This window comes from Bradyrhizobium sp. GW821-FHT13H05, from assembly GCF_058804065.1.
The window spans coordinates 356,810-369,223 of record NZ_JBXAPO010000002.1 but is presented as its reverse complement, the minus strand read 5'-3'; the positions used below and the strand labels follow the sequence as shown (position 1 = coordinate 369,223).

The window sequence follows — 12,414 nt, the reverse complement described above, 5'->3', positions numbered from 1 at the left end:
AAGCGCGAGTTACTACGCGAAGTGTGGTTGACGGTGATCAACTCTTGATACACCTTTTTGCGCTTTTTCATCCAAGGGGATCCACGAAGGATCGTCATGTCGCTCAAGATCGTACGCCGCTCTTTGCCAAACTTGGGCTGGGGTTATGGTCCACCCGGTGAAGGTCCGTTTCCAGCAATTATGCTCTTGCACGGTTCGGAAGGTGGTCGGTCAGGAATGATCTACAGGACCGCCGCTGTTCTGGCAGCGCATGGCTTTCTCGCGATGGCATTTCCTTATTCGAACGGTCGGAACGGCGGCGACATCATCGAGGTGCCACTCGATCGAACGGCGGAGGCTCTCTCTGCCCTGCGCTCGTGGCGGCTGGTCGCAGCCAAGATCGGACTTTACGGAATTTCACGTGGTGCTGAACATGCTCTGTTGTTGGCGTCCCTGATGGCCAGGGATGGTGTGGCCGGCCTTCCTGATGCGATTGCCGTGCACACTCCACCGGACGTCATTTGCGGAGCATTTAACTCCAGAATGTGGAGAGATGCCGGCGATCCCGGTTGGCGTCCTTGGGATCCGGCGGATCGTGCTTGGAGCTGGAGAGAATCGTCGGACCAACTGCTCCCAACGACAGTAATTGAAATCGAACGGTTTGATGGCCCAATCTTTATCAGTCACGGTACCAACGATGCCACGTGGTCTGTCGAGATGACGCGTCGGTTATGGGATCGGATGAAGCGTCATGGCCGCACTCCGGAAGTCCATCTATACGAAGGGGAAGGTCACTCGGTGAACAGCGACGTGGAAAATCAGCACAATGAGGAACTGATCGATTTCTTCGCTCGCAATCTGAGTCCGTAAGATGGGGTGAGCTCTTGCGAAACCCATCGCCTTGACAACCAGGGTCTAGTCCTTCTTGTTCCATCCAACTGCAACGATGAAGTTTGATGGGTTTCGCTTCGCTCTACCCATCCTACGAGTTCTGCAGGCACGCCGCCCGTTGCAGCATTGACCAATCTTCGCTTCAATCGTCTCTCACAGTCCAAGGGGGCATAGCCGGAAACAACTCATAGAGGATCCATGCCATCAATCGTCATCGCCCAGGGCGGCGGCCCCACCGCCGTGATCAACCAGACCTTGTGTGGCGCCATCCTTGCGGCGCGCCGGCATGATCCGTCGTTGCGCATTCTGGGCGCGCGCTATGGTGTGCGAGGCCTCACGGCGGGGAACGTCGTCGACCTCTCCACCATGCCCGAGGCCGAACTCCGCCGCCTCGGCAACACGCCCAATTCGGCGCTCGGCTCGACCCGCGACAAACCGGATTCCGGCGCATGTTCTGATATCCTCGCGGCTCTGGACCGGCTGGGCGCCCGCGCCTTTGTCTATATTGGCGGCAACGACACCGCCGGAACGCTCGAATTGCTGCGGCAGCAGTCGAGTGGCCCCTGCCATTTCGTGCATGCCCCCAAGACCATCGACAACGACCTGATGGAGAACGACCACGTCCCCGGCTTCATCTCGGCAGCCGCCTTCGTCGCCAATGCCCTTGTCAGCATGGATCTCGATTTTCGCGCCATGCCCGGCATCTATGTGGCCATCGTCATGGGTCGCCATGCCGGTTTTCTCTCCGCCGCGGCGGCAGGCTGGCAGCAATCGCCCGACGATGCTCCGCATCTGATCTACACGCCGGAAAAGCCGTTCTCGGTGGTCCAGTTCCTCGACGACGTCGATGCGGTTTACACGCGGCTGGGCCGCTGTATCGTCTCGATGTCCGAGGGCGTGCAGGACGAAGCCGGCCGGCCTCTCGCCGAGGCGCTGGCGGGCGAGGCGGTCGAGCGCGACGCCCATGGCAATCTGCAATTAACCGGCGGTGATCTCGGCATCGAGATCCAGAAAGCGCTGAAATCGCGTTTTCCTAAAGCGCGGGCGCGTGTCGACACGCTCGGCTATCTGCCGCGCGGATATATCGGCGTGATCGACGAAACCGACCGCAAGGAGGCTTTCGACGCTGGCGCATTTGCCGCGCAAAGCGCCTTGACCGGCAGCGGCTCGGTGGTGCTGCATTATGACGGCGAGCGTATCGAACCTCGGCTCGTGCCACTCGATCGCGTGGCCGGCAAAACACGCCATATGCCCGACGATTTCCTTGTCGGCAGCAATGCCGTTTCGGAAGAAGGAAGGCGCTATTTTCGGCGGCTTCTACCCCAGCGGCCCGATATCTTCCCGCCGTTCGTGTGACATTGCAGGAGAGAGTGTTCTCAACATGAGGCTCTCGCCCCATCCTGCGAGCTTGAAAATTCAGCGGCCGACAAGCACTACGGCCTCCGGCGCTTCGGCGGGCGCGGCTCCATCTGTCCGCACAAACACAAAACGCGATGCCACGGGGATCTGGGCATCGGCGCTGCCATCCTGGCCGATGAGAATGAGTCCCGCTCCGCCATTAGCTACATTCAAGATGACGGGGGTGCCATTCCACGTCCTGATTGGCTCCATTCCGATGATAAGAAATTCACCGATCGGCTGGTCAAAATATTGAAGCCTCAGCTGTGGCCCGACTTCTGCCGCCGCAAGTCCGAAACCCAGCTGTTTGGCCCGCGCATAAATGTCCGCCAGCAACGCAGTATCGGTCTGAAAGCCGAGTTCGGCCACCGATACCGCGAGAAGCTCTACGCTTGTTTTCGTGTCGCGAAGGGTAAAGATCGGCCGTGCGAGAATCTCGCCCGCCGAGTTTCCGATGCCGCAACCTGCCGCATCCAATGCGTTACTGAGGGTAAAGAAATTTGCAAACGTCCCGATTGAGATCGTCTTCCACGCGGGAACATCGACGGCGGATTTGATCAGGATTTGCGGCCTGTCAGCTGACGGAGCTTTCTTGAGTCTTAGTTGGTTCTGCAGGACATCTCGCGCCGTGCATTGAGCGCTGGCTTCGCTCGCAAACAGGAGGGCGCATGTGGCACACAGCACCGCAACAACGAGAATGCGACAGTGGCGCCATCCCGGCGAATGACACCGGATGGCATGGCAACAGACTTTCCTGCCAGCTGTTCGGTCCATAACGGACCTCTCTTATGCAAATGCAGCGCCGATAAAATCAGATTTCAATATGCTCGGGCGAGGACACGGCAGAAGGCCGGCGTTCTCGCAGCCTATAAAGGTTGGTCCCGAAAATCCCGCAAAGGTTCAGCGACGGTGACGTCGGATGACGAGCCCAACATAGGTCAGCGTGGGTGCAGTTCTTGCGCAAGTCTCCGGAGCCGCGCTACTTGCCCGGGCCGACGAGGTGCTCGATCTTCCGACGCGGGCCCCCCCTCAAGACAAATCCTGCGTCAGAATCGTCGAGAACTGCTCCAGCGCCCAGTCGACCTCGTCGCTGGTGATCACCAGCGGCGGGGCGATGCGGATGGTGTGCTCGTGGGTGTCCTTGGCGAGGATGCCCTTGCCCTGGAGGGCCTCGCAGTAGCGGCGGGCGCGGCCGGCCTCCGGATGCAGCTCGACCGCCAGCATCAGGCCGCGGCCGCGCACCTCGCGGATCGTGTTGGCGCGGATGTTCTTTAAGCCTTGCAGAAAGCGCGCGCCCTGACTGGCCGCATTCTCGATCATGCCTTCCTCGACCAGCACGCGCATCGCCGCGCGCGCCACCGCGCAGGCAAGCGGGTTGCCGCCGAAGGTCGAGCCATGCTGCCCGGGTTTCAATGTGCCGAGCACGTCGTTGTTCGAGAGCACGGCCGACACCGGATAGAAGCCGCCTGACAAGGCCTTGCCGAGCAGCGTCACGTCAGCCTCGATGCCCTCGTGCTGTTCGGCAAGCAGCTTGCCGGTGCGACCAAGCCCGGTCTGGATCTCGTCGAGCACCAGCATGACGTTGTTGGCCGTGCAGAGCGCGCGGACCTCAGTGAAATAGCCGGCCGGTGGAATGATGACACCGGCTTCGCCCTGGATCGGCTCGACCAGAAAGGCGACGGTGTTTGGCGTGATCGCTTGTTCCAGCGCCTTGGCGTCACCGAACGGGATGATCCTGAAGCCCGGCGCGAACGGTCCAAAGTGGGTGCGGGTCTCAGGGTCGGTTGAAAAGCCGACGATGCCCAGCGTGCGTCCGTGGAAATTGTCGGCGCAGACGATGATCTCGGCATGGCCGTCCGGCACGCCTTTCACCTCATAGCCCCATTTGCGCACCGACTTGATGGCGCTTTCGACCGCCTCGGCGCCGCTGTTCATCGGCAGCACCTTGTGGGAGCCGGTCAGCGCCGCGATCTCCTCGTAGAACAAGGCGAGCTGGTCGTTGTGGAAGGCGCGTGACGTGAGCGTCAGCCGGTGTGCCTGTTCCACCATCGCCGCCAGGATCTTGGGGTGGCAGTGACCCTGGCTGACGGCCGAATAGGCGGAGAGGCAATCGAGATAGCGGTTGCCGTCGGTATCCCAGACCCAGACACCTTCGCCGCGCGACAGGACGACCCCGATCGGCGCGTAATTGTGGGCGCCAAGGCGCGCTTCCGTTGCGAGGTAATCAATGACGGACGAGCTCATTCTTCGTCACTCCATTGCTGCGTGCCGGCGTCAACCGGCTGCACCACGCTCAAATTGATCCGGGCATCGGCGCGGTGCGCGATGCCGCTGATTTGCTTCCCTCGTCAAATGGTTATGCGGATCCAGATGGCAATCTTCTGCCGACCGCCGTCTACTGTGCATGGGGTTGTTTTCGACATTTTTGTTTTGGGCGATCAGCCGATCGCGCAAGGCACACTCAAAAACCCACGGAACCGCACCCGTCCGCCCCGCACCGGCTCGTCGCTCACGGCATAGTTCGGGAAGCGCGCCAGGAAGCGCGAGATCGCAATGGCCCCTTCCAGCCGCGCCAGCGCCATGCCGGCGCATTGATGCGCGCCGGTGGCGAAGGCGAGGTGCCGGTTCGGCGTGCGTGCGACGTCGAAGCGTTCAGGGTCCGGAAACTGCGCGGGATCGCGGTTGGCGGCACCGATGCACAGCGTCACCGATGTGCCGGCCTCGAGCATGATTCCGCCGATCTCGACGGGTTCGGTGGTCATGCGATTGCCGAGCTGGTTCGAGCTCTCGTAGCGCAGCATCTCCTCCACCGCGGTCTTGATCAGATCGGGGTTGTCGATCAGCCGCTGCTTCTGATCGGGGGTCCGGTGCAGCGCGACCAGGCCATTACCGATCAGGTTGGTGGTGGTCTCGTGGCCGGCATTGAGCAGGAAGATGCAATTGTGCAGCAGCTCCTTCTCGGTCAGCCGCTCGCCGTTGTCCTCGCCCTGGATGAGCCGCGTCAGCACATCGCGTTCGGGATTGCCGGGCTTCGCTCGACGGCGTGCGACCAGCGTTTCCAAATAGGCGAGGAAATCCGTCACCGCCTTGTTGCCGCGCGCAGCCACGTCAGGCGATACGACAGGTTCGAGCGCTCCGAGGATCGCGAGCGACCAGTCGCGCAGCGGCTCGCGTTCGTTGTGGGGGACATCGAGCAGATTGCCTATGACCTCGATGGGGATGGAGGCCGCAAAATCCTCGATCAGCTCGCAATGGCCTTTGGCGGCGATGGCGTCGAGCAAACCGTCGATCAGCTTGATGAGGTCACCCTCCATGCCTGCGATCGCGCGTGGCGACAGCGCGCCCATGATCAGGCGCCGCACGCGGGTATGCGCAGGCGGATCGTTGAAGACGAGGCTGGTGGTGTGGTGCTCGTAGAGCGGGGTGTCGCCGTATTTCGGCGCGAACTCGCGCTTCTTGTCCGAGCTGAATGACTTCGTGTTCTTGTAGGTGGTGACGAGATCGTCATAGCGGGTCAGGAACACGGTGCCGCTCGGCAGGCGCTTGACCGGCTCGTTCTCCCGCAGTGCACGATAAGTCGGATAGGGATCGGCGTAGAAGTCCGCCGTCAGCCTCGTTAGATCGAAATGGGCCGCCAGGTCTTTCGCACTTGCGTTCATCCGCCATACTCGCCTGATGAGACCGATATGCTGTTTTCGCTCTTTCGAGCGGCTCCGGTCACCGTCTACAGTCGGGCCGTGATTTGCAAGCCGACCGGACAGGAAAATGCACGCACGCGCTGACGCTGCCGACACGGCGCCGAATTGGCCCGACGATATTTTCGCGACCTTGCAACGCTTCGACGTCCGGCAGGTGCCTTACGTGCCCGATGCCGGCCATTCAAAACTGATCCAGCGCGTGCTGGGCTCGTCCACGATGTGCGGCATTGCGCTGACGACGGAGGAGGAGGGCGTGGCGCTGCTCGCCGGCGCCTGGACCGGCGGGCAGCGCGGCGTGCTGCTGATGCAGTCGAGCGGGGTGGGCAATTGCATCAACATGCTGTCGCTGATCCCGATCTTGCGCTTTCCGTTCCTCACGCTGGTGACCATGCGCGGCGAATGGGGCGAGTTCAATCCGTGGCAGGTGCCGATGGGATCGACCACGCAGGGCGTGTTCGAGCTCTCGGGCGTCCAGGTGCTGCGCGCCTCGAACGCAGCCGAGGTGCCGGCCGTGATGGAGGCCGCGGCTGCGCAGGCCTACAATGCGCTGACGCCCACCGCCGTTCTGCTGTCGCAGCGCCTGATCGGCGCCAAGGTTTTCACCAAATGAGCAAGGCCAATCTCCTCGACCGCCGTCAGGTCGTCTCCGCATTGCTGGCGAACCGCAAGGACGTGGTTGCAATCGGCGGCCTCGGCGCCTCCACCAACGATATGTGCGCGGCCGGTGACCACGCCCGCAACTTCTATCTCTGGGGCGGCATGGGCGGCGCCGCGATGATTGGCCTCGGCCTCGCGCTGGCGCAGCCGAAGCTGCCGGTGCTGGTCATTACCGGCGACGGCGAGATGCTGATGGGCATGGGCAGCCTTGCCACCATCGGGCTGCAAAAACCGTCCAACCTCTCGATCGTCGTGCTCGACAACGAGGCCTATGGCGAGACCGGCGGCCAGACCAGCCACACCTCGGCCGCCGCCGACCTGGTTGGCGTCGCCAGGGCCTGCGGCATCCAGGACAGCCAGTCGATCTCGACCATGGCCGAGGTCGAGGCCTTTGCGAAGGCCGTCCACGACGTCTCGGCGGGCCCGCGCTTCGCCAATGTGAAGATCGACAGCGCCAGCCTGGAGCGGATCCTGCCCACCCGGGACGGGACCTACATCGTCAACCGGATCCGCGGCGACCTCGGCTTCCAGCCCATTTAGGGCCCATCCAGTCCTTCCGGCGCCCCGGTCCTGCACGCGGGCCGTGCGGGCGCGGCCAATTTCCACTGATTTTACAACGCATTCAGGTTGCGATGCAGCATTATACTTGACTTTTGCGTGGGTGAGTGCTTACTCACTAGCATGAGCTCATTGCGTATGACGAGCGACCTGAGGCGTCAATTGATCCTCGGTGCCGCGAAACGCTGCTTCGCCCGACACGGTTATACCGGCACCACGACCAAGAGCGTGGCGGCCGCCGCTGCCATTTCCGAGGCGCTGCTGTTCAAGCATTTCCCGTCCAAGGCGGCGCTCTACGCCGAAATCCTCAGCGACGAATGCGAAGCCGATCCGGCACTGACGGACCTGCTCGAGCGGGAGCCTTCGACGGCCACGCTGGTCGAGTTGATCCGCGGCATGGTCCAGCATTTCCTCCACATCGCCGACGGACCTGACCAGGAGGAGGCGCAGCGCCTGCGACTGATGGCCACCAGCCATCTGGATGACGGCGAATTCGCCCGTCTGCTATATGCCAAGATCGAGAAGCTGATCGGGGCGGTTTTCCTCGCCTCGCTCGAGCGCGCTGTCGCTAGCGGTGACGCGCGGCCATTCAGCGGGGATCCGCTCAACCTGTTCTGGTTTGCGCATCACACGGTGATGACGGCTGCGCTGACCAGGCTGCCGGCCACGCCCTGTCTCGTCTACGGCAAGGCGAACGATCTGGAGCGGCAGCTCTGTGAGTTTCTCTTGAGGGGTATCGGACTTAACGACGCCGCAATTGCTTCGCATTTGGGCCACGAATGGGCGCCGCGTGCGAGCAAGACGGCGATTGCAGAAAGTGCATGACATGAACATCGTAGCCGAACACAAGATTTCGGGCCAACCGATCGACAACAAGGCTCCCAAGCGTCCGGTCCGGCCGGTGCTGTGGTTCATCATCGTCGGCACGCTGCTTGGTGTGCTGGTCGGTGGTCTCGTCTGGTTCAATTATTTCCGCGGCCAGATGATCAAGCAGTTCTTCGCCAACAACAAGCCGCCGCCGACCGCGGTCAGTGCGGCCGAGGCGAAGTCCGAGGTGGTGCCGAACCTGCTCACCGCGGTCGGCGGCCTTGCTGCCGTGCACCAGGTCGACGTCAGTGCCGACGTCAACGGCCGCGTCACCGAGATCAAGTTCGAGCCGGGCGCGCATGTCGAAGCCGGCACGCCGCTGGTGCAGCTGTTCGACGCGCCCGATCAGGGCGACCTCGCCAACTACAAGGCGCAGGCAACCGTCGCGCAGCTCTCGCTCGACCGCGCCAAGCAGCTGGCGTCGCGCCAGTTCGGTCCGCAGGCGACCGTTGATACGGCGCAGGCCGCCTATGATCAGGCGCTGGCGGGCATCGCCAAGACCGAAGCGCTGATCTCGCAGAAGCTGGTCCGTGCGCCGTTCTCCGGCGATCTCGGCGTCCGCAAGGTCGAGGTCGGCCAGTATCTGACGGCCGGCACGGCGATCGTGTCGCTGACCGATCTGTCGGAGCTGTGGGCCAACTTCACGGTGACGGAAAAGGATTCGGGCAACCTCAAGGTCGGCCAGCCGGTGCGGCTCAGGGTCGACGCCTATCCGGGCCGCACCTTCGACGGCAAGATCACCACGATCGAGCCGCAGGTCGCGGCCGACACCCGCAACATCCGCGTGCAGGCGACGGTCGCCAATCCGGAGAAGATCCTGAAGCCGGGCATGTTCGTGACCACGACGGTGGTGCTGCCGGCGAAGCCGGCCGTGATCACCGTGCCGGAAACGGCGGTCGACTACACGCTGTACGGCGACTCCGTGTTCGTGATCACCGAGAAGAAGGAAGAGGACGGCAAGACAAGCCTCTCCGCGGTCCGCACCTTCGTGCAGACCGGCAGCCGTGTCGACGGCCGTGTCGAAATCATCAAGGGCGTGAAGGTGGGCGACAAGGTCGTCGCCGTCGGCCAGCTCAAGCTGCAATCGGGCGCCGCAGTTGCGATCTCGACCGATCCGGCGCCGCAGATCCCGGCGCAGCCGCCGCGCTACTGACAATACAAGCGCGTGATCCGGCTCGGCCGGATCACGTCCGTTGAGACAAAGAAATCGAGATCGCCGCGATGCGCTTTACCGACATTTTCATCAAACGACCGGTCCTGTCGGTCGTCGTCAGCCTGTTGATCCTGCTGATCGGCCTGCGCGCGGCGATGGTGCTGCCGATCAGGCAATATCCGAAGCTTTCGAACACGGTCATCAACATCACGACCGTCTATCCGGGCGCGTCCGCGGACCTGATCCAGGGCTTCATCACGACGCCGATCGAGCAGGCGGTCGCCTCAGCCGAAGGCGTTGACTACATGACCTCGTCCTCGGTGCTCGGCACCTCGACGATCCAGGTCTACATCAAGCTGAACTTCGATCCGAACCAGGCGCTCACCGAGGTGCTCGCCAAGACGAACTCGGTCAAGTACCTGATCCCGAAGGAATCCAACGACCCGATCGTCACCAAGACCACCGGCCAGACCACGGCCGTGATGTATCTCGGCTTCTCCTCCGAGGAACTGTCGGGCTCGGCGATCTCGGATTATCTGACGCGTGTGGTGCAGCCGGTGCTGTCGACAGTCGACGGCGTGGCCTCGGCCGACATTCTGGGCGGCCAGACCTTTGCGATGCGGCTATGGCTCGATCCCATGAAGATGGCCGGCCGCAACGTGTCGCCGGCCGACGTCGCCGCCGCGATCACGGCCAACAACTTCCAGTCCGCGGCGGGGCAGACCAAGGGCTATCTGATCGTTTCCAACATCTCAACGAACACCAGCCTGACGGACGTCAACCAGTTCAGGAAGATGATCGTCAAGGCCAAGGACGGCGGCTTCGTGCGGATGGAGGACATCGCCACCGTCGAGCTCGCCGCGCAGAGCACGGATGCCAGCGTCGCCTTCAACGGCGAGCATGCGATCTTCATCGGCGTGAACGCGACGCCGCAGGGCAACCCGCTGACGCTGGTCAAGGGCGTGCGCGCGCTGTTCCCGGAACTCGAGCGCAACCTTCCGCCGTCGATGAAGATGAAGGTCGCCTACGACTCGACCAAGTTCATCCAGTCTTCGATCGACGAGGTGGAGAAGACGCTGGGCGAGGCCGTGATCATCGTGATCGTGGTCATCTTCCTGTTCCTGGCCTCGCTGCGCTCGGTCATCATTCCCGTCGTCACCATCCCGTTGTCGATGATCGGCGTCTGCACGTTGATGCTGGCGCTGGGCTTCAGCTTCAACCTGCTGACGCTGCTGGCGATGGTGCTCGCGATCGGCCTCGTGGTCGACGACGCCATCGTCGTGGTGGAGAACATCCATCGCCATCTGGAGGAGGGAAAGACACCGGTCCAGTCGGCGCTGGAAGGCGCGCGCGAAATCGTCGGGCCCGTCATCTCGATGACCATCACGCTCGCGGCCGTGTACGCGCCAATCGGCTTCCTCGGCGGCCTCACCGGTTCGCTGTTCCGCGAATTCGCCTTCACGCTCGCAGGATCGGTGATCGTGTCCGGCGTCATCGCGCTGACGCTGTCGCCGATGATGTGCTCGGTGCTGCTCAAGAACACCGAAGAGGGCTGGTTTGCGAAGCAAGTCAACAAGGTGTTCGGCGCGCTGACGCGCTGGTATGGGCGCAGGCTCGACCGCTCGCTCGACTACAAGGCCATCACCGGTCTGTTCGCGGTGACGATCCTCGGGCTGGTCGGCTTCCTCTATATGCACACCTCGAAGGAGCTGGCGCCTGAGGAGGACCAGGGCATCGTGTTCGCGGTGACCAAGGCGCCGAAATACGCCAACATCGACTATGTCGATTTCTACGGCGAGAAGCTCGACGAGAAATTCCAGAAGTTCCCCGAGACCGATCTGCGCTTCGTGCTGAACGGCATCAACGGCCCGCAGGGCGGCATCGCCGGCATGCTGCTCAAATCGTGGGACGAGCGCAAGCGCTCGTCGATCCAGCTGAAGCCGCTGGTGCAGGCCGAGCTTTCCAAGATCGAGGGCGTGCAGGCTTTCGCGTTCAACCTGCCGCCGTTGCCGGGCGGCCCGGGCGGTCTGCCGGTGCAGATGGTGATCAATTCCACCGCGGGATTCCAGACGGTCTTTGAGCAGATGGAGAAGCTGAAGGACGCCGCGCGCAAGAGCGGCATGTTCATCGTCTCCGACAGCGACCTCGCCTACAATCAGCCGAACGTGGAGGTCACGATCGACCGCACCAAGGCCCAGGATCTCGGCGTCAACATGCAGAACCTCGGCTCGACGCTCGCGGTGCTGCTCGGTGGCAACTACATCAACCGCTTCAACCTCGAGGGCCGTTCCTACCAGGTGATCCCGCAGGTCCCGCGCAGCAGCCGGCTCTCGCCGGAATCGCTCGGCGGCTATTATGTGACGACCAACACGGGCCAGCAGCTCCCGCTGTCGACCGTGGTCTCGGTCAGGACCAAAACCGATCCGAATTCGCTGACCCACTACAACCAGCTCAATTCGGCGACCTTCTCGGCCGTGCCGATGCCCGGCGTGACGGTGGGTTCGGCGGTCGACTTCCTCGAGGGCGAGGCCAAGAAGTTGCCGGCCGGCTTCAGCCACGACTATCTCGCGGACTCCAGGCAGTACGTGCAGGAGGGCAACCAGCTTGCGATCACCTTCGGCTTTGCGTTGATCATCATCTTCCTGGTGCTGGCGGCGCAGTTCGAGAGCCTGCGTGACCCGTTCGTGATCATGATCTCGGTGCCGATGGCGATCGTCGGCGCACTGATCCCGCTGTTCTTCGGCATGGCGACCATGAACATCTACACCCAGGTCGGTCTGCTGACCCTTGTCGGCCTGATCACCAAGCACGGCATCCTGATGGTGGAGTTCGCCAACGAGCTCCAGGTCAAGGAGCGGCTCGACCGCCGCTCGGCCATCGAGATGTCGGCCCGTATCCGCCTGCGCCCGATCCTGATGACCACGGCCGCGATGGTGACGGGTCTGATCCCGCTCCTGACCGCGACCGGCGCGGGCGCGGCCAGCCGCTTCTCGATCGGTCTGGTCGTCGTGGCCGGCATGTCGATCGGCACGCTGTTCACGCTGTTCGTCCTGCCCGCCGTTTATGTGGTGCTGGCGACCGACCACCGTGCGGCAGCCGATTCCGAGCGGAACAAGCAGGTCAACGAGCTCGACCTCGGCTCCAAGGCGTTGCGGCCGACCTGAGGCCGTTCGATCGAAGATTGCAAAGCGGCAATGGCCATCGCCATTGCCG

The 12,414-nt window shown here is 62.8% G+C and carries 10 protein-coding genes; 7 read left to right on the top strand and 3 right to left on the bottom strand.

The features are described from left to right. Positions 1-96: 96 nt before the first annotated feature. Both AC1RR3_RS06155 and AC1RR3_RS06150 read left to right on the top strand, forming a co-directional pair. Positions 97-849: an alpha/beta hydrolase family protein gene (locus AC1RR3_RS06155; protein WP_492820415.1), complete on the top strand. Its 753-nt coding sequence runs from the start codon at positions 97-99 to the stop codon at positions 847-849. Between the two features lie 219 nt (positions 850-1,068). Beyond that, a complete protein-coding gene (locus AC1RR3_RS06150; protein ID WP_492820413.1) occupies positions 1,069-2,226 on the top strand; it encodes a diphosphate--fructose-6-phosphate 1-phosphotransferase in 1,158 nt (385 codons plus the stop codon). A gap of 60 nt (positions 2,227-2,286) precedes the next feature. Here the strand turns inward: AC1RR3_RS06150 and AC1RR3_RS06145 are convergent, their stop codons facing one another. The 3 genes from AC1RR3_RS06145 to AC1RR3_RS06135 form a co-directional block, all read right to left on the bottom strand. Beyond that, positions 2,287-3,042 (bottom strand): hypothetical protein, encoded by a 756-nt coding sequence (locus AC1RR3_RS06145; protein WP_492820411.1) that lies wholly within the window; start codon positions 3,040-3,042, stop codon positions 2,287-2,289. A gap of 255 nt (positions 3,043-3,297) precedes the next feature. Further along, positions 3,298-4,512 carry an ornithine--oxo-acid transaminase gene (gene rocD / locus AC1RR3_RS06140; RefSeq protein WP_492820409.1) on the bottom strand — a complete coding sequence of 405 codons (1,215 nt, stop codon included), beginning with the start codon at positions 4,510-4,512 and terminating at the stop codon, positions 3,298-3,300. Positions 4,513-4,706: 194 nt separating this feature from the next. Beyond that, positions 4,707-5,927 (bottom strand): cytochrome P450, encoded by a 1,221-nt coding sequence (locus AC1RR3_RS06135; protein WP_492820406.1) that lies wholly within the window; start codon positions 5,925-5,927, stop codon positions 4,707-4,709. A 106-nt stretch (positions 5,928-6,033) separates the two neighbouring features. Between AC1RR3_RS06135 and AC1RR3_RS06130 the strand changes: the two genes are divergently transcribed. The 5 genes from AC1RR3_RS06130 (at position 6,034) to AC1RR3_RS06110 (ending at position 12,365) form a co-directional block, all read left to right on the top strand. Next, positions 6,034-6,576, top strand: coding sequence for a phosphonopyruvate decarboxylase (locus tag AC1RR3_RS06130; protein ID WP_492820404.1), 543 nt, complete (start codon positions 6,034-6,036; stop codon positions 6,574-6,576). Beyond that, positions 6,573-7,163 carry a thiamine pyrophosphate-dependent enzyme gene (locus tag AC1RR3_RS06125; RefSeq protein WP_492820402.1) on the top strand — a complete coding sequence of 197 codons (591 nt, stop codon included), beginning with the start codon at positions 6,573-6,575 and terminating at the stop codon, positions 7,161-7,163. The genes AC1RR3_RS06130 and AC1RR3_RS06125 overlap by 4 nt, the downstream gene beginning before the upstream one ends. A gap of 156 nt (positions 7,164-7,319) precedes the next feature. Further along, the gene (locus AC1RR3_RS06120; RefSeq protein WP_492820400.1) at positions 7,320-8,006 is read left to right on the top strand and encodes a TetR/AcrR family transcriptional regulator; all 687 of its coding nucleotides are present in this window, start codon (positions 7,320-7,322) and stop codon (positions 8,004-8,006) included. 1 nt (position 8,007) lies between these two features. Continuing rightward, a complete protein-coding gene (locus tag AC1RR3_RS06115; RefSeq protein WP_492820398.1) occupies positions 8,008-9,201 on the top strand; it encodes an efflux RND transporter periplasmic adaptor subunit in 1,194 nt (397 codons plus the stop codon). A 68-nt stretch (positions 9,202-9,269) separates the two neighbouring features. Continuing rightward, positions 9,270-12,365 carry a MexW/MexI family multidrug efflux RND transporter permease subunit gene (locus AC1RR3_RS06110; protein ID WP_492820396.1) on the top strand — a complete coding sequence of 1,032 codons (3,096 nt, stop codon included), beginning with the start codon at positions 9,270-9,272 and terminating at the stop codon, positions 12,363-12,365. The last annotated feature ends 49 nt before the right edge of the window (positions 12,366-12,414 follow it).

What these genes read in the sequence shown, in the direction of transcription:
- AC1RR3_RS06155 (WP_492820415.1), top strand. Translation starts at nt 97, where the DNA reads ATGTCGCTCAAGATCGTACGCCGCTCTTTGCCAAACTTGGGCTGGGGT.
- AC1RR3_RS06150 (WP_492820413.1), top strand. Translation starts at nt 1,069, where the DNA reads ATGCCATCAATCGTCATCGCCCAGGGCGGCGGCCCCACCGCCGTGATC.
- AC1RR3_RS06145 (WP_492820411.1), bottom strand. Translation starts at nt 3,042, where the DNA reads ATGGACCGAACAGCTGGCAGGAAAGTCTGTTGCCATGCCATCCGGTGT.
- rocD (WP_492820409.1), bottom strand. Translation starts at nt 4,512, where the DNA reads ATGAGCTCGTCCGTCATTGATTACCTCGCAACGGAAGCGCGCCTTGGC.
- AC1RR3_RS06135 (WP_492820406.1), bottom strand. Translation starts at nt 5,927, where the DNA reads ATGAACGCAAGTGCGAAAGACCTGGCGGCCCATTTCGATCTAACGAGG.
- AC1RR3_RS06130 (WP_492820404.1), top strand. Translation starts at nt 6,034, where the DNA reads ATGCACGCACGCGCTGACGCTGCCGACACGGCGCCGAATTGGCCCGAC.
- AC1RR3_RS06125 (WP_492820402.1), top strand. Translation starts at nt 6,573, where the DNA reads ATGAGCAAGGCCAATCTCCTCGACCGCCGTCAGGTCGTCTCCGCATTG.
- AC1RR3_RS06120 (WP_492820400.1), top strand. Translation starts at nt 7,320, where the DNA reads ATGACGAGCGACCTGAGGCGTCAATTGATCCTCGGTGCCGCGAAACGC.
- AC1RR3_RS06115 (WP_492820398.1), top strand. Translation starts at nt 8,008, where the DNA reads ATGAACATCGTAGCCGAACACAAGATTTCGGGCCAACCGATCGACAAC.
- AC1RR3_RS06110 (WP_492820396.1), top strand. Translation starts at nt 9,270, where the DNA reads ATGCGCTTTACCGACATTTTCATCAAACGACCGGTCCTGTCGGTCGTC.